This is a genomic window from Burkholderia sp. SRS-25, from assembly GCF_004343765.1.
Classification (GTDB): Bacteria; Pseudomonadota; Gammaproteobacteria; order Burkholderiales; family Burkholderiaceae; genus Burkholderia; species Burkholderia contaminans.
In genome coordinates, this window is record NZ_PTXM01000019.1 from 152270 (window position 1) to 170961 (window position 18692).

Sequence of the window (18692 nt, forward strand, 5' to 3'; positions counted from 1 at the left end):
ATCAGCCGAGGCCGACGGAATCGGACGAAGCCGATCCCTACCATGCGTTTGTTACCTGACAAACTGTAAGGAGTAGGGCAATGAACAAGACGTACCGCACCATTTTCAACGCAGCCACCGGCAAGCTGGCTGTCGCATCCGAACTGGCAAAAGGTTCTTCGAAGAGCAGCAAGCGCGCGGCCGTATTGACGGCAGTCTCGGCCGCGGTCGTCGTGTTGGCTGCGCCGAGCGCCAACGCTGCGAACTACAACGCGGGCGACAACTCGAGCGCAGGCAGCAGCGCCGCCTTCGGATGCACTATCGCCGCAGCCCCACTTCTCCCGGCGGGATGCAGCCCATCCAACAATTTCAATCTCACCCAGTACGGGACCGCCGTCGGCGAAAGCTCGAGCGCAACCGCCGGCGTGGCATACGGTGATCACGCCACGGCGACCGGTGGGCTCGGCGTTGCCGTCGGTAACTACAGCTTTGCCTCGTACAGCGCCACAGCCGTGGGTACCGGCGCATACGGGGAAGGTCAATGGTCTACTGCCCTGGGCCGCAGTGCGCATGCTGCCAGTAACACCGCGGTTGCGTTGGGCGGTGGTGCATCGGCCTCTGGTGCAAACAGCGTAGCCGTGGGTGCCAACAGCGTGGCGGACCGCGACAACGCCGTGTCGGTGGGCAGCACCTCCGCACGTCGCCAGATCACCAACGTCGCGGACGGCACGCAAGCCAACGATGCCGTGAACTACGGTCAGTTGAATACCGGCCTGTCGACGACCAACGCGAGGATCGACTCGGCCAATACCGCGATCGCCGCCACGAACGCCGAACTGTCGACCACCAACACGACGCTCGCCGCGACGAATGCGGGGCTGTCGACCGCACAGGCCAACATCGCGACCCACACGATCAACATCGCCGACATCAACAAGCAATTGGGTGAACTGTCGAGCGGCACGCTCGGTATCGTCCAGCAGAATCCCGCGAGCGGAGCGATCACGGTCGGTGCCAGCCTCGGCGGCTCGACGGTGGATTTCTCCGGCTCTGGAGGCCTTCGCAAGCTGACCGGCGTCGCCAACGGCGTAGCCGACGACGATGTCGTGACCATGTCGCAGCTTCGCGCGACCGGCCTGATCGACTACACCGGCAAGGAAGTCGGCGCCGTCACCTACGACACCGGCCTCTCCTTCGATTCCGTCACCTTCGCTGGCTCCAACGGCACTGTGTTGCACCGGGTTGCGGCAGGCGAAATCAGCGAGAAAAGTCAGGACGCTGTCAACGGTAGCCAGCTCTATGCGCTGCAGGAAAAATTCGGCGATTTGAGCGGCCGCGTCGACGATCTGTCGGGTCGCTTCGACGATCTGTCCGACCGCCTCGGCGACGTCGAGGAAAATCCCAGCGCTGGCCGCCCCGGCACGGGCGAAGGGTCGACCGTCGTCGGCGAAGGCGCGGATGCGTCGGGCCGTAACAGCTCGGCCATCGGCAACGGCTCGGTTGCGTCGGGCGACAACAGCTCGGCCGTCGGCAACGGCTCGGTCGCATCGGGCGACAACAGCTCGGCCATCGGCCAGGGCTCGTCCGCATCGGGCAAAAACAGTTCGGCTATCGGCCAGGGCTCGGTCGCGTCGGGCGACAACAGTTCGGCCATCGGCCAGGGTTCGGTCGCATCGGGCAGCAACAGCTCGGCCGTCGGCCAGGGTTCGGTCGCATCGGGCAGCAACAGCTCGGCCATCGGCAACGGCTCGGTCGCATCGGGCAACAACAGCTCGGCCGTCGGTCAGGGCTCGGTCGCATCGGGCAACAACGCGGTTGCGCTCGGTGCGGGTTCCGTCGCCGATCGCGACAACGCGGTGTCGGTCGGCTCGGCCGGCAACGAACGCCAGATCACCAATGTCGCGGCCGGTACCGCGCCGACCGATGCGGTCAACCTGCAGCAGATGAACAACGCGGTCAGCAGCGCACGTCAGGATGCGATGGGCGGTGTCGCGGCCGCGATGGCGGTGGCCGGCCTGCCGCAGTCGACGCAGCCGGGTCGCACGTTCATGGCGATGGGCGCCAGCACCTACGGCGGCGAGTACGGTACGGCCATGGGCCTGTCGTACATGACCCGCGACGGCAAGTGGACGGTGAAGGCTGCCGTCAACACGAGTAGCCGTGGCGAGGTGGGCGGCGTGATCGGCGGCGGCTTTTACTGGTAAGCCGTCGGTCGTTCACGGCACGTTAGCCATGCCCGCTTTCCGGTTGCTTGGGGTTTCGTTTTACCGAGCCGGAAGCGGGCTTTTCGATTTTCCAAAGGAGCGCTTCGGTTTTCCGGAGCATTCACGCTTCAATGAACGCACGCAGCGCCTCATCCAGCAGGCACTGCGTCGATCGCCTGAACGCGGATGGCAGAGCCGCCATCCGCGCCTTCTCTTCTCCCCCTCTCTCGTCCCTTCTTCCCGTTCACACGCGCCGCCGTGCGCATGTAGGACTGGGCCTACAACAGCCCTATCTCGAATCAGCCATGGACGACGGATTCGGACGTGACCAATCCCTACCATGGATTCATAGCCTGACAAACCTTAGGAGTAGGGATATGAACAAGACCTATCGCAGCATTTTCAACGTGGCCACCGGCACCTGGACTGCCGCATCCGAACTGGCCAAGGGCGGCACGAAGGGCGGCAAGCACGCCACGGCATTGACCACGATCATGGCCGCGGTCATTGCGTTAACCGCGCCTGCTGCGGAAGCGGCCAACTATGCGGCTGGCACCAATGCAACTGTCGGCGCCACCGCGTTCGGCTGCAATATTGCCCCTGCTCCGTTCTTCCCGACAGGATGCACCGGCAACCTCACCACGTACGGAACCGCCGTCGGCGACAACTCGTCTGCAAACGCCGGCGTGGCGTTCGGCGATCACGCAATGTCGACCGGCGGGCTCGCCACCGCGCTCGGCGCCTACAGCTACGCGGTGTACAGCGGCACGGCCGTCGGTACGGGCGCCTATGCGCAAGGCCAGTGGTCCACTGCCCTGGGTCGCGGTGCGAATGCCGTCACCGACAGTAGCGTTGCGCTGGGCACGGGTGCCTCGGCTACCGGCTCGAACAGCATTGCTTTGGGCACCAACACGCTGGCGGACCGCAACAACGCCGTATCGGTTGGCACGACCGCCGCACGGCGCCAGATCATCAACGTCGCGGACGGCACGCAAGCCAACGACGCCGTGAACTTCGGCCAGATGAATGCCGGCCTCTCGACGACGAATGCGTCGATCGCGGCGACGAATGCCACCCTGTCGACCACCAATTCCACGCTGTCCACGACGAACAGAAATCTTTCGACGACCACGGCTACGCTGACCGCGACTAACACCGCACTGTCAACCACCAACGCGACGCTCGCCGCGACGAACACCGCACTGTCGGCCGCCAGCACGACCTTGTCGACCGCGCAGAACACCATCGCGGGCCATACGAGCGAGATCGCCGACATCAACAAGCAGTTGGGCGAACTGTCGAGCGGCTCGATCGGCCTTGTCAAGCAATCGGCTGCGGGCGCGGATCTCACGGTCGGCGCAAACACCGACGGCGCCGCCGTGAACTTCAAGGGCACGGCCGGCGATCGCCAGTTGTCGGGCATCGCCGCCGGCACGCTGGATTCGGACGCCGTGAACGTCGGCCAACTGAATGCCCGCCTCTCGACGACAAACGCCGCGATCGATGCAACCCAGGCCGGTCTGTCGACGACCAACACGACGCTCGCCGCGACGAACACCGCACTGTCGACCGCGCAGGACACCATCGCGACCCACACGGACGACATCGCCGACATCAACGATCAGTTGAACGGACTGTCGAGCGGCACGATCGGCCTCGTCCAGCAAGCGGCGGCGGGTATGGATCTCACCGTCGGTGCAAACACCGACGGCGCCGCCGTGAACTTCAAGGGCACGACGGGCGAGCGCAAGCTGACGGGCATCGCCGCTGGCGACGTCTCGACGGCCAGTACCGACGCCGTCAACGGCGCGCAGTTGCACGGCGTCTCGGAAAGCGTCGCGGCAGCCATCGGCGGCGACTCGAAGGTCAACCCCGACGGCTCGATCTCGGCGCCGTCCTTCACGGTCGGTGACGGCAACGGCGGCACGACCACGGTCGGTACGGTGGCCGGCGCGGTGTCGAATCTCGACGATCGCACGACCGCCAACGAAGGCTCCCTCGCAAAGCTCGCCGATCAGGTCGGCAGCGGCACGGTCGGCCTCGTCCAGCAGTCGGCCGCGGGCGCGGACCTGACGGTCGGTGCAAACACCGACGGTGCCGCCGTGAACTTCAAGGGCACCGCAGGCGAACGCAAGCTGACGGGTATCGCCGCCGGCGACGTCTCGACGGCCAGCACCGACGCCATCAACGGCGCGCAGTTGCACGGCGCCGCCGACAGCGTCGCGGCAGCCATCGGTGGTGATTCGAAGGTCAACCCCGACGGCTCGATCTCGGCGCCGAGCTTCACGGTCGGCGACGGCAGCGGCGGCACGACCACGGCCCACACGGTGGCCAGTGCAGTGTCGAATCTCGACGGTCGCATGGTCGCGAATGAAGGTGCGATTACGGATCTCGACGGCCGCACGACCGCCAACGAAGGCTCCCTCTCGAAGCTCGCCGACCAGATCGGCAGCGGTACCGTCGGCCTCGTCCAGCAAGCCAACGCGGGCGACGACCTCACGGTCGGCGCGAACACCGACGGCGCCGCGGTGAACTTCACCGGCACGGCAGGCACGCGCAAGCTCACTGGCATCACGGCAGGCGACGTGTCGGCAGCCAGCACTGACGCCGTGAATGGCGCGCAATTGCACGGCGTCGCGGACAGCGTCGCATCGGCGATCGGCGGCGGCTCGACGGTGAACCCGGACGGCTCGATCTCCGCACCGTCCTTCACGGTCGGCGACGGCAGCGGCGGTACGAAGATCGTCAACTCGGTCGGCGATGTGGTCACCAACCTCAACGATCGCGTCACGGGCAACGAAGGCGGCATCCAGAAGCTCAGCGAGCAGATCGGCAGCGGCGCCGTCGGCCTCGTCCAGCAGAACCCGACGACCGGCGCGATCACGGTCGGCGCGGGTACCGGCGGCTCGACGGTGAACTTCGCCGGCGCCGGCGGCAGCCTGCGCACGCTGTCCGGTGTCGCCAACGGCGTGGACGACGACGATGTCGTCACCGTCTCGCAGCTCCGCGCAACCGGCCTGATCGACTACGCCGGCAAGGAAGTCGGCGCGGTCACGTACGACAGCGGCCTCTCGTTCGATTCCGTCACCTTTGCCGGCTCGAACGGCACGGTGCTGAAGCAGGTCGCGGCGGGCACGATCGAACGTGGCGGCATGGAAGCCGTGAACGGCGGCCAGCTCTTCGATCTGCAGGAGCAGTTCGCGCAGCGGTTCGGTGAACTGAGCGGCCAGGTCGGCAACCTGTCGGATCGTGTCGACAACCTGTCCGGCAATCTCGGTGCAGTCCGGGAAAACATCGGCACCGGCGGCGTCGGCACGGGCGAAGGCTCGACCGTCGTCGGCGAGGGCGCGGTGGCATCGGGCAAGAACAGCTCGGCCATCGGCGACGGTGCCGTCGCATCGGGCGAGAACAGCTCGGCCGTCGGCCAGGGTGCCGTCGCTTCGGGCAACAACGGTTCGGCCATCGGCCAGGGTTCGGTCGCCTCCGGCAACAACAGCTCGGCCGTCGGCCAGGGCTCGGTTGCGTCGGGCGCAGACAGCACCGCACTCGGCCAGGGCGCATCGGCCACGGCCAGCAACGCGGTCGCGGTCGGCCATGGCTCGGTGGCTACCGAGGCGAACACTGTCTCGTTCGGCGACGGCACCGAGGCGGGCAACCGCCGGCTCGTCAACATCGCGGATGGCATGAACGCGTCCGACGCGGCGACGAAGGGCCAGCTCGACCGTGCGATGGACGCGTTCGACCAACGGCTCAACGACACGAACCGCGCGATCAACGACGTCGCGAAGAACGCATACGCCGGTATCGCGGCCGCGATGGCGATGCCGAACATGACGCCGTCGGCCCCGGGCAAGACGGTGGTCGCACTTGGCGCCGCGAACTTCAAAAGCGGCTCGGCCGTCGCGGCCGGCGCCACCTACCGGTCGCGCAACGGCAACTGGCTGGTGAACGGCGCGATGTCGATGACGTCGGTCGGCGATGCTGGCATCCGTGCACAAGTCGGCTACGAGTTCTGACCGGACGGCTCCGCGCAAGCGGAGCATCGACCCGAAGCGAGGGGAGCGATTCCCTCGCTTTTCGGCCGACGGCCAGTGGCGATTCCTGCGAGTTGCCACCGGCCGTCGGCGCGACGGCGTCGCGTCCGGCCAGCCGTTTCACCGCTCGCGACGGCGCCAACCGCGCCGACTCCAACCCGCCTCAACGACGCCGAACGCGCGCCGCCTGGCACCGCGCAACGCGTGAGAACATCATGAACAAAACCTTCCCCATCCGCATCGTGATCGCCGACGACCATCCGGCGATCGTCATCGGCGCGCGCTACGAACTGTCGGCGACGAACACCATTACGGTCGTCGCGACCGCGCACAACTCGACGGAACTGATGGACGCACTCGCGAGCCACCCGTGCGACGTGCTCGTGTCCGACTATGCAATGCCCGGCAGCGAATACGGCGACGGGCTCGCGCTGTTCACGGCCGCCCTGAAGCGCCATCCCGGCCTGAAGGTCGTCGTGATGACGATGATGGAAAACGCGGTCGCGCTGCGCGCGCTGATCAATCTCGGCATCGCGTGCATCGTCAGCAAGTCGGACTTGCCGAACCACCTGACGATGGCGATCCACGCGGCCTATACGAGCGGCCGGTATCTGTCGCCGTCGATGGACAAGATCCTCCGCAATGCGGGCAGCGTGACCGGCAAGGCGCCGGCGCTGTCGGTGCGCGAGGTCGAGGTGATCCGGCTCTTTGCGTCGGGACTGTCGGTGAACGACATCGCCGAGAAACTGAATCGCAGCAAAAAAACGATCAGCACGCAGAAGAGTTCGGCGATGCAAAAGCTCGGCATCGAGCGCGACGTCGATCTGGTTCGCTATGCGATCTCGTGCGGGCTCGTGACCGATTACGGGTATGCGTCGGCGCAGGCGGCCGGCGAAGCGGACTGATCTACCTGAAACGTTGAGATGAAAGCATCGGCACCCGCGTGACGCCGATGTGTTGATCCGCGCCGGCGGCGCTTCGCCGCACGGACGGGCAGCGGGGCGTGCCCATGCGCTCCGGTCAGGCCGGGTCGACGCCCGGTGCGCCCTCGGCTTCCCCTTCCCCACCCCGCCCTTCGCTGCCGGCAGCGGCGACGATCCCATTCTCGATCGCATAGCGCAGCAGGTCGATGTCCTTCTCCACACCGATCTTTTCCATCGCGCGCGCCTTCTGCGTGCTGATGGTCTTCTTGCTGCGGCTCAACTTCTCCGCAATCTCGTTCACCGTCATGCCCGACGCATACAGGCGCACGACCTCGATCTCGCGCGCGCTCAACTCGCGCTTCTGATCGACGGCCCGTGCGCTCGAATGCGACGTAAGCGTGCGCACGACCTTCTCGACCGACGGCGAGTAGTACGTGCCGCCCGTCGCGGCCGCATGAATCGCCGGAATCAGGTGATCGACCGTATCGGATTTGCTGACGATGCAGGTGATGCCGAGCCGCGTGAGCGCGCCGATCACCGCCGGGTTGTCGAGCATGGTCAGCACGACCAGCTTGGCCGCCGGGTAGTTGCGTTGCAGGTAGGAGAACAGCGTGATGCCGTCGCCGTGCGCGCCGCCCGGCATCGCGTAATCGGACACCACGACGTCGCACGCGCCGGCATCGAGCAGCCGGATCAGTTCGGTCGAGCTGCCGGCCTTGCCGGTCAGCTGGATCGTCGGCACCGACGACAGCCCGTGCTCGACACCGGCGAGCATCGCCGGATGGTCGTCGGCCAGTACCACGCGTATCAGATAGCTTCCCATAGTCGTCCAGATTTGCGCAGCCTGGCGTCGTGACGGAAACCGCCATGCACCGGCCGGCGACGGCGCTCGCGCGCGTCGTGGATCGTAATTGGGCGCTATCTTCGCATGAAACCGGGGTGGTATCCATGAATCGGGCCATCGGCTCTGAGCCGAGATGTGCGAACGCACAAAAAAGCCGCCGGCTCGTAGCGAGCGGGCGGCTTTGTCCTTCTACCGTGCCGAGGAAGCGGGTGCATCAGCGATGCCCGCCGTTCGGCGTATCAGCGTACGGTATCAGCGCGCATCGATCCGGATCTCGACGCGACGGTTCTGCGCGCGGCCTTCGGCCGTTGCGTTGGTCGCAACCGGATCGGCGGCGCCGGCGCCTTCCGACACGAACGACTGTGCCTTCAGGCCGTTGCTGTTCAGGTAGTTCATCACGTTGCGCGCCCGCGAAGCCGACAGCGCGAGGTTGTGCGTCTTGCTGCCCGTCGAATCGGTGAAGCCGGTCACCGTCACGCGGCGGAATTCGATGCCGCGGTTGATGTCGATGAAGCGGTCGAGCTGGCCGCGTGCCTGCGGCGACAGCACGGCGCTGTCGAGCGCGAAGTTCGCGTCGCCCTGCAGCAGCACCTGGCGCTGCGGCACCGGCTGCGGCGCGGGGGCCGGCTGCGGTTGCGGCTGCGCGACCGGTGCCGCGACGGGCGCCGGCTGCGGCTTGCCGCACATGAACGTGATCTCGCGCGGGTCCTTCATCGGCGCGCGGCTGTACACGCGGTCGATCATCTCGAGCGGCGTGAAGCCCTTGCCCTGGCAGAACTCTTCGGCTGCACGGGCACAGGCGTTCGCGCTGCCCAGCAGGCCGTCGCAGCTCACGCGGAACACGTTGTCCGGCTTGCCCGGGATCGATACCGCGCGAATGTCGTAGGTGAGGCCCGATTGCGTCGTGCACGCACCGAGCGCCATCGCGATTGCGCCGATCGATGCGGCGCGCAACAACAAGGTGGAAATTTTCATGGGAAAACGTCCGCCCGAAGGCGGACGACAAAAAATAGGATGAGTGAAAAGGGAACGGAGCCGGCACGGGCAGGGCTTGCGCCCCGCCCTGCGCGTTACCACTGATACGAAGCGCCCACGCCGACGGTGTTGCCACCGCTCGACAGGCCCACGCCGGCCTTCATCTTCAGGTTCTGCGTGATGCGTGCCTCGCCGCCGAACGCCACGGCCTGGTAGCCCTGGAACGTCGCGCCGCCGATACCGAACGACAACGTCTTGCCCGGATCGACGCCCGGAATCATCGTCAGCGCGGTGGCTGCGGCGATACCCGAGTAAGCGTTACGCGACAGCTCGTTGACCTGCCCCTGCACGCCGCCGATTGCGCGGTCCATCTGCCCCTTCGTCGCTGCGTCCGATGCGTTCACACCGTCCGCGAGGTTCGAGATCGTGCGCTGCTGCGTTGCCGAACCGACGGACACGGTGTTGTCGCTCGTGGCCATCGAACCGGCACCCAGCGCGACCGAGTTCGAACCGGATGCGCTCGCACCGTCGCCGATCGCCGCCGACTTGCTGCCCGACGCGTTGGCGTTGTTGCCGATCGCCGTGGCGCCTTCGGCGGAGCTCTTCGAACCCGAACCGATCGCGGTGCCGTTGCTCGCCGACACGTTCGCGTTCGAACCGACCACCGTGCCGTTGTTCACGCCCGTGCCGACCACGGCGCCCGAACCGGCCGCCGTGTTGCCGACGCCGTTGCCGGCGTTGGCCGGGGTCGTGCCCGTGCCGACGTCCGTGCCGGCGAAGTAGTCGCTGCCGCCCGAACCGCCGCCGCCGCCACCGCCGCCGCCCGGGTTCTGCTCGAGCCGGCCGACACGATCGTCGACGCCGCCGATCCGGTCGCTCAGTTCGCTCAACTGGCCGAAGTTCACGGCGTCGTACTGCGTCGTGCCGTTCGCGACGTTCGTCAGTCGCACCGGCGCCGCGCCCGTTCCGCCGAGGGTCACCGAACCGTAGTTCGGCGTGCCGTCGCCGTTCAGGTCGTAACGCACCGCGAGCGAATCGGTCGCGCCGTACGCGGCCGCGGCCTGCACTGCTTCAGCCACGGTCTTGTACTTGCTGCCGTTCACTTCGATCGACGTGTCCGCAAGCTTGCCGTCCGCATCGACCGTCGTGCCGCCGCCGATCGTGTCGGCCACGCTCTGCGCCGTACCGTGCAGCTGCGAACCGTTGATCGCGTCGTTGCTCGTCGCGCTCACCACGCCCGCGCCCACGCCGGTCAGCACGCGGTCGCCCGCCGTGCCGGCGAAGTTCACGGTCGTGCCGTCCGTGTCCTTCGCGACCGTGATGTCGCGCGTCGTCTCGTCCTGCTGCACGAGGCCGATCGAACCGTGGACGAGGCTGCTCGAAATGTTGTCGAGTGCATCGCCGACGTTGTCGAACTTCTCGTTGTTGACCGTGTACGTCGGGTTCGTGACGTTGCCGTTCGCGTCGACCGTCGCGCCGCCGCCCAGTGCCTTCGCGACGCTCTGCGATGCACCGTACAGCTGCGAGCCGTTGACCGCGTCCGTGCTGGTCGCGCTCACCGCGCCGGCCTTCACGTTCGTGATCGTCGTGCCGTTCTCGCCCTTCAGCGAGATCTGGTCGAAGTTCGCCGAGCCGTCCGCGTGCTTGTCGTACGTCACGGCGAGCGACGTCAGGCCCGTAGCCGGGTTCGTCGGATCGACCGGTGCGACCAGGCCAGCATCCTGCAACTGGCCGAGGTTGATCGCGTCGTGACGATCGGTACCGTCCGCGACGTTCTTCAACGCCACCGGAGCCGTCGCGTCCGCGCCGCCCAGCGTCACCGAGCCGCGGTTCGGCGTGCCGTCCGCGTTACGGTCGTACGTCACCGCTGCAAGCGACTGGCCCGTCACCGGATCGACCAGACCCGTGTCGGCAAGTTGCTTGTTGATCACGGTGATGTTCTCCGTGTTCGTCGACGTGCGGCCGTCCAGGTTCGCAAGCGCATCGCCCACGTTGTGGTACTCGGTCTTCGTCGAACCGTCCGTCGGGTCGGCCAGCGAATACGTCGGGTTCGTCACCTTGCCTTCAGCATCGACAGTCGAGCCGCCGCCCAGCGAATCGGCCACGCTCTGCGCCGTGCCGTGCAACTGCGAACCGTTGATCGCGTCCGTGCTGGTGGCCGTTACCGCGCCTGCCTTCACGTTCGTGAGCGTCGTGCCGTCCGCGCCCTTCAGCGTGACCTTGTCCTGGTCGACACCGTCGTACGTCACGGCCAGCGACTTCAGGCCCTTGCCCGGGTTCTCCGGATCGACCGGCGCAACGATACCCGCGGCCTGCAACTGGCCCACGTTCACTGCGTCGTTTGCGTCCACGCCGTCGGCGACGTTCTTCAATGCCACCGGCGTCGTCGCGTCTGCACCGCCCAGCGTCACCGAGCCGCGGTTCGGCGTGCCGTCCGCGTTACGGTCGTACGTCACCGCCGCAAGCGTCTGGCCCGTCACCGGATCGACCAGACCCGAGTCGCCCAGCTGCTTGTTGATCACGGTGATGTTCTCCGTGTTCGTCGACGTACGGCCGTCCAGGTTCGCCAGTGCGTCACCGACGTTGTGGTACTCGGTCTTCGTCGAGCCGTCCGTCGGGTCGGCCAGCGAATACGTCGGGTTCGTCACCGTGCCGTCTGCATCCACCGTCGAGCCGCCGCCCAGCGAATCGGACACGCTTTGCGCCGTGCCGTGCAGCTGTGCGCCGTTGATCGCGTCCTTGCTGGTCGCGCTTACTTCGCCCGCCGCCACGTTCGACAGCTTCGTGCCGTCCGCGCCGCCCTTCAGCGTGATCTGGTCGAAATTGACCGAACCGTCCGCGTGCTTGTCGTACGTGACTGCCGTCGACGTCAGGCCCGCACCTGGATTCGTCGGATCGACCGGCGCAACCAGCCCTGCGTCCTGAAGCTGACCCAGGTTGATCGCGTCGTGACGATCCACGCCGTCCGCGACGTTCTTCAACGCCACCGGCGTCGTCGCGCCCGCGCCGCCCAGCGTCACCGAACCGAGGTTCGGCGTGCCGTCCGCATTGCGGTCGTACGTCACCGCGGCGATCGACTTGCCGTCGTCGCCTATCAGGCCAGAGCCCTTCAGCTGCGAAACGTTTACCGCGTCCATGTCGGCCACGCCGGCCTTCACGTTCGCGATCGTCGTGCCGGCCGCGCCCGCCATCGTCACGGTGTCCTTCGCCGCGCCGTCGTACACCACCGCCAGCGACTTGCCCGTGACCGGATCGATCACGCCGCCATCCTTCAGCGAGTTCTCGATGTCACCCACGCGTGTGTTCGTCGCGTACAGCTGCGAACCGTTCACCGCGTCCTTGCTCGTGGCCGACAGCACGCCGTCCGCCACGTTGTGGATCGCCACCGGCGTACCGGCGTTGCCCAGCGTAATGGCATCCTTCGCCGCGTTGTCGTACGTCACGGCGAGCGAGGTCAGGTTGCCCGAACCATCGTCGCCGACCAGGCCCGCTTCCTTCAGCTGGCCGAGGTTCAGCGCGTCGCCGTCGTCCGTCGCGTTCGCGACGTTCTTCAGCTGCGTCGGACCTTCGCCATGACCCAGCGTCACCTGGCCGTAGTTCGGCGTGCCATCCGCGTTACGGTCGTACGTCACCGCGGCAATTGCCTTGCCGTCGTCGCCGATCAGGCCCGAGCCCTTCAGCTGCGACACGTTCACCGCGTCCATGTCGGCCACACCGGCCTTCACGTTCGACAGCGTCGTGCCGTCCGCGCCCTTCAGCGTGGCCTTGTCCTGGTCGACGCCGTCATACGTCACCGCCAGCGACTTCAGGCCCGCACCCGGGTTCGACGGATCGACCGGCGCCACCAGACCAGCATCCTGCAACTGGCCGAGGTTGATCGCGTCGTGGCGATCCGTACCGTCGGCAACGTTCTTCAACGCCACCGGCGTCGTCGCGTCCGCGCCGCCCAGCGTCACCGAACCGAGGTTCGGCGTGCCGTCCGCGTTGCGGTCGTACGTCACTGCAGCGATCGACTGACCGGTCACCGGATCGACCAGACCCGAATCGCCCAGCTGCTTGTTGATCACGGTGATGTTTTCCGTGTTCGTCGACGTACGGCCGTCCAGGTTCGCGAGCGCATCACCCACGTTGTGGTAGTCGGTCTTCGTCGAACCGTCCGTCGGATCAGCCAGCGAGTACGTCGGGTTCGTCACCTTGCCGTCCGCGCTCACGGTCGAGCCGCCGCCCAGCGCATCGGCCACGCTCTGTGCCGTGCCATGCAGCTGCGCACCGTTGATCGCGTCCGTGCTGGTCGCGCTCACTTCGCCCGCCTTCACGTTCGTGATCGTCGTGCCGTCCGCGCCGCCTGCCAGCGTGACCTGGCCCTTGGTTGCGTCGTCATAGGCGACTGCAAGCGGATTGCCCGGAAGGCCCGGGTCGCCCAAGTGATCGCCCACGTAGTCCTTCATCTGGCCGAAGTTGACCGCGTCCGTATTGTCCGTAGCCGCTGCCACGTTCTTCAGTTGCGTCGGGCCGGCGCCGTGGCCGAACGTCACCGAAGCGTAGTTCGGTGTGCCGTCCGCGAGACGGTCGTACGTCACTGCGGCGATCGACTTGCCGTCGTCGCCGATCAGGCCCGAGCCCTTCAGCTGCGATACGTTCACTGCATCCATGTCGGCCACACCGGCCTTCACGTTCGCCAGCGTCGTGCCGTCCGCGCCTTGCAGCGTGACCTTGTCGCGCGCCGCGCCGTCGTACGTCACCGCCATCGACGTCAGGTTGCCCGAACCGTCGTCGCCGACCAGGCCTGCGTCCTTCAGCTGGCCAAGGTTCAGTGCGTCGTGATCGTCCTTCGCGTCAGCAACGTTCTTCAGTGCGACAGGCGTCGTCGCGCCCGCGCCGCCGAGCGTTACCGCGCCCTTCGTCGCATCGTCGTACGTCACTGCGGCAATCGCCTTGCCGTCGTCGCCGATCAAGCCGGAATCCTTCAGCTGCGACACGTTCACTGCGTCCATGTCGGCCACGCCGGCCTTCACGTTCGCCAGCGTCGTGCCGTCCGCGCCCTTCAGCGTGACCTTGTCCTTCGCCGTGCCGTCGTACACGACCGCCAGCGATTCGCCCGTCACCGGGTCGATCACGCCGCCATCCTTCAGCGAGTCACGAAGATCGCCGATGCTCTGGTTCGTCGCGAACAACTGTGCGCCGTTCACTGCATCCGTGCTCGTTGCCGTCAGCGCGCCTTCCGCCACGTTGTGGATCGCCACCGGCGTACCGGCGTTGCCCAGCGTGATCGCCTGATGCGTGCCGTCGTCGTACTTCACCGCGTCCGGATCGCCACCGCTCGCCGCGATCGCGCCGAGCGCATCGCCCACGTTGTTGTAGTCCTTGCCGCCCACGCTGTACGTCGGCTGCGTGACGCTGCCGTCCGCGCCCACGCCGGCACCGCCGCCGAGCGCACTGGTCACGCCCTTCAGCTGGCCCACGTTGACCGCGTCGGTGTTTTGCGTACCGGCCGCCACGTTGATGATCTGGCGTTCCGCACCCGCACGGCCGATCGACAGCGCGTTCGCCCGGTTTGCCAGCGCGTTGTCGCCCAGCGCGATACCGCCGTTCGTCGTGGCGGTCGCACCGGAGCCGAGCGCCATCGCGCCCTGGACGTTGCGTGCAACGTTCGCACCGGTGCCCATCGCGATCGAGTTCGTTGCGCCCGCACGCACGTTCGCACCGCTACCGACCGCGACCGAACCCGTGCCGATTGCCTGCACGTCGTTGTTACCGATCGCCGTCGCGTAGTCCGCGTTGGCCTGCGCGTTCGCCCCCATCGCCACGGCCTGCGTGCCGTTCGTCTGCACGTTCGAACCCATCGCGACCGAGTACGGCTGGCCCGCGCCCGTTTGCGCGAAGCTGCCGATCGCCACCGAGTTGTCGGAAAGCGCGCCGCTCTGCAGGCCGACCGCCACCGCGTTCGCGCCGCTCGCGACCGTCGACGAACCAATCGCCGCGGCCGTTGCCGTGCTCGGATCCGCACCGTTCAACGAAGCCAGGTTGTCGCCACGCACGCCTTCGATCGCGACCAGCGGATCAGTGACGTCCATCGGCTTGATCGACTGCGCATTCATCTCGTCGATCGCGGCCTTCGTCTTTTCGTCGATCGCCGACGAGAAGCTGTCGATCGCCTGCTGCGTCTTCGAGCTCACCGACGTCGACAGGTCGTTCATCGCGGCATACAGCTGGCCGCCGTTGACCGCGTCCGTGCTCTGGAACGACACGTCGCCATCCGCGACGTTGACGATCCGGCGCTCGTTGCCGACGCTGCCGACCGACACGACGTTGTTCTGGTTCGCGACCGAGTTGTAGCCGATCGCGACCGACCCCGCGCCGGAGACACGCGCGCCGCTGCCCAGCGCCAGCGAGTTCGCACCCGCGGCCTGCGCACCGGAACCGATGGCGACCGCCAGCGCACCCGTCGCAAGCGCGGGCGTGCCCGTCACCGGGTCGGCGTTGACCTTCACGAAACGCAGGTCGGCGCCCTTGAGGCGATCCTCCAGATCCGACAGGCCCGTGTTCATCTGATTGAGGTTGACTGCGTCCGTACCGTCGACACCTGCCGCGACGTTCTTGATTTGCGTCGGGCCCGCGCCGTTGCCGAGCGTGACCGTGCCGTAGTTCGGCGTGCCGTCCGCGTTACGGTCGTACGTCACCGCGGCGATCGACTTGCCGTCGTCGCCGATCAGGCCAGAGCCCTTCAGCTGCGACACGTTCACCGCGTCCATGTCGGCCACACCGGCCTTCACGTTCGACAGCGTCGTGCCGTCTGCGCCACCGGCCAGCGTGACCTTGTCCTTCGTCGTCCCGTCGTACACGACCGCCAGCGATTCACCCGTGATCGGGTCGATCACGCCGCCATCCTTCAGCGAATCTTCGAGGTCGCCCACACGCGTGTTCGTCGCGAACAGCTGCGAGCCGTTCACTGCGTCCTTGCTCGTGGCCGACAGCACGCCATCCGCCACGTTGTGGATTCCCACCGGCGTACCGGCGTTGCCCAACGTCACCGAGGTCTTCGTCGCATCGTCGTACGTCACCGCGGCAATCGACTTGCCGTCGTCGCCGATCAGGCCCGAGTCCTTCAGCTGCGATACGTTCACCGCGTCCATGTCGGCCACACCGGCCTTCACGTTCGACAGCGTCGTGCCATCCGCGCCGCCTGCCAGCGTGACCTTGTCCTTCGTTGCGCTGTCGTACGTCACGGCCAGCGACGTCAGGTTGCCCGAGCCGTCGTCACCGACCAGGCCCGTGCCCTTCAGCTGACCGAGATTCAGTGCATCGTGATCGTCCGTTGCATCCGCAACGTTCTTCAGTTGAGTCGGACCTACGCCGTTGCCCAGCGTGACCGTGCCGTAGTTCGGCGTACCGTCAGCGTTACGGTCGTACGTCACCGCGGCGATCGACTTGCCGTCGTCGCCAATCAGGCCCGAATCCTTCAGCTGCGACACGTTCACTGCGTCCATGTCGGCCACACCGGCCTTCACGTTCGACAGCGTCGTGCCGTCTGCGCCGGCCAGCGTGACGGTGTCCTTCGCAGCGCTGTCGTACGTCACGGCCAGCGACGTCAGGTTGCCCGAGCCGTCGTCGCCGACGAGGCCCGTACCCTTCAGTTGACCGAGGTTCAGTGCATCGTGATCGTCCGTTGCATCCGCGACATTCTTGATTTGCGTCGGGCCCGCGCCGTTGCCGAGCGTGACCGTGCCGTAGTTCGGCGTGCCGTCCGCGTTACGGTCGTACGTCACCGCGGCGATCGACTTGCCGTCGTCGCCGATCAGGCCCGAATCCTTCAGCTGCGACACGTTCACCGCGTCCATGTCGGCCACACCGGCCTTCACGTTCGACAGCGTCGTGCCGTCCGCGCCTTGCAGCGTGACCTTGTCCTTCGTCGTGCCGTCGTACACGACCGCCAGCGACTCACCCGTGATCGGGTCGATCACGCCGCCGTCCTTCAGCGAATCTTCGAGGTCGCCCACACGCGTGTTCGTCGCGAACAGCTGCGAGCCGTTCACGGCATCCGTGCTGGTCGCCGACAGCGCACCCGCCGCCACGTTGCGGATCGCCACCGGCGTGCCGGCGTTACCCAGCGTGACGGCGCGATGCGTTGCGTCGTCGTACTTCACCGAGTCCGGATCGCCACCGTTCGCGGCAATCGCATCGAGTGCGTCGCCCACGTTGTTGTAGTTCCTGCCGGCGACGGTGTAGGTCGGCTGCGTGACGGTCCCGTTAGCACCCACGCCTGCGCCACCGCCGAGTGCGTTCGTCGCACCCGTCAGTTGGCTTACATTGACCGCGTCGGTCGCAGCCGTACCGGCTGCCATATTGGTGATGCGTCGCTGCACCATTCCCGAACCGACGGAAACGGTGTTTGCTGCGCTCGCGGTACTACCGGTACCCAACGCAACGGAATTCTGGCCGCTTGCCGTCGAGCTCTGCCCAAGCGCGACTGCAGCGTTCCCGGACGCCGAGCTTCTGTTCCCCACTGCGACGCCCGCGCCACCGCCTGCCGCGCTGGCATTCGCACCCACCACCGTCGCGCCCGATCCCGAATGCGACGCGCTCGTCCCGATGACGATCGTGTCCGTACCGCCCGCCACGGCGCCATTGCCGATCGCGATCGACGAGTTGGCGCCAGTCACCCCACCGGCATTGACCACGGCGTTGCGTCCCATCGCAATGGAGTTGGCCGTGCCTGAGTTGGCCCCCGAACCGATTGCCGTCGCACCGGCCGCCTGCGCGACGGTACCTTGCCCGAATGCAGATGAATTGGCGCCTGTTGCCCGTGCGCTCGTGCCGACCGCAACGCTTTCCGACCCTGTTGCTTGCGACAGCGTGCCGATAGCGGTCGCATTCTGGTTGCTCGCTACCGTGTTGCCGCCGAGCGCCACCGCCGAAATGCCGGTCGCGCGCGCATTCCCGCCCACCGCAGTCGCGCTGTTGGCAGCAGTCGCAACAGCGGGCGTCGCCGAAGCATATGCCCCGGTGCTGATCGCCACATATGGGTTGTTGCTAGCCGCAACCGCCGCATTCAACTGATTCACGTTAACCGCATCCGTCCCGGCGCTACCCGCTGCCAGGTTCGTGATGCGGTGGTTCGTCATGCTCGCGTTGCTGTCGAAATCCACCGGCCCACGGAGGTGCACGCCGGATCCGCCCAGCAAGAAGAGGTGCCCATCAACGGTGCCGCTGATGCCTGCCTCGGTCGCAGCGCTTGCCTGACCGATGCCGCTGCCGTTGACGTTACTGTTGTTGTACAGCTGGAACGACCTCTCGTGACCTTCACTGAGCCTGAAGTTCGGGATCGCGGTGCCGCATGCCGCCGTTGTCCGTGTGCCGACGGTATTACCACCGCCAAATGTCGTCCCGGTCGCACCCGTTCCTGGAGCGCAAAGCGACAACGACCCGCCACCGTTGGCAGCCTGCGCCATCGCATCGACCGACATCGCCCCGCCCCCAACCCCGGCCATCACCGCGACCGCCGCCGACACCGACGACTTCATCGCCGAGCTCGATTTGGATTTCGTGCGCATCCGCGCCGTTTCGGGCGCTGCCGCCCAGGTGCCCGTCGTCGCGTTCCAGACGGTCCGATAAGTCTTGTTCACGTTGATAGCCTCTGTAGAAAGAGAAGAAGAAAGGACAAGCCTCGTCCACAGATGCCAATGTATTGATCGGCTGTCATTTGGTTAATCAGACGGCCGGACGTGTGACGACT

General features: G+C 66.7%; 6 protein-coding genes. 3 read left to right on the plus strand and 3 right to left on the minus strand.

Going from position 1 to position 18692, the window contains the following annotated elements:
* Positions 1 to 80 precede the first annotated feature (80 nt).
* The 3 genes from C5O79_RS26220 to C5O79_RS26230 all read left to right on the plus strand — a co-directional run bounded on the left by C5O79_RS26220 (position 81) and on the right by C5O79_RS26230 (position 7122).
* Complete coding sequence (locus C5O79_RS26220) at positions 81 to 2183, plus strand: ESPR-type extended signal peptide-containing protein (protein WP_122474686.1); 2103 nt, start codon at positions 81 to 83, stop codon at positions 2181 to 2183.
* 377 nt (positions 2184 to 2560) lie between these two features.
* Positions 2561 to 6199: an ESPR-type extended signal peptide-containing protein gene (locus C5O79_RS26225; RefSeq protein ID WP_236862357.1), complete on the plus strand. Its 3639-nt coding sequence runs from the start codon at positions 2561 to 2563 to the stop codon at positions 6197 to 6199.
* Positions 6200 to 6432: 233 nt separating this feature from the next.
* A complete protein-coding gene (locus C5O79_RS26230) occupies positions 6433 to 7122 on the plus strand; it encodes a response regulator transcription factor (protein ID WP_039369657.1) in 690 nt (229 codons plus the stop codon).
* A gap of 115 nt (positions 7123 to 7237) precedes the next feature.
* Here C5O79_RS26230 and C5O79_RS26235 read toward each other — a convergent pair whose 3' ends face one another.
* From C5O79_RS26235 to C5O79_RS26245, 3 genes are all read right to left on the minus strand, one after another.
* Positions 7238 to 7963: a response regulator transcription factor gene (locus tag C5O79_RS26235; protein WP_122474684.1), complete on the minus strand. Its 726-nt coding sequence runs from the start codon at positions 7961 to 7963 to the stop codon at positions 7238 to 7240.
* A gap of 273 nt (positions 7964 to 8236) precedes the next feature.
* Positions 8237 to 8959 (minus strand): OmpA family protein, encoded by a 723-nt coding sequence (locus C5O79_RS26240; RefSeq protein WP_122474683.1) that lies wholly within the window; start codon positions 8957 to 8959, stop codon positions 8237 to 8239.
* Positions 8960 to 9054: 95 nt separating this feature from the next.
* Entirely contained in the window at positions 9055 to 18582 is a 9528-nt protein-coding gene (locus tag C5O79_RS26245) for a YadA-like family protein (protein ID WP_236862356.1), read from the minus strand.
* Between the last annotated feature and the right edge of the window lie 110 nt (positions 18583 to 18692).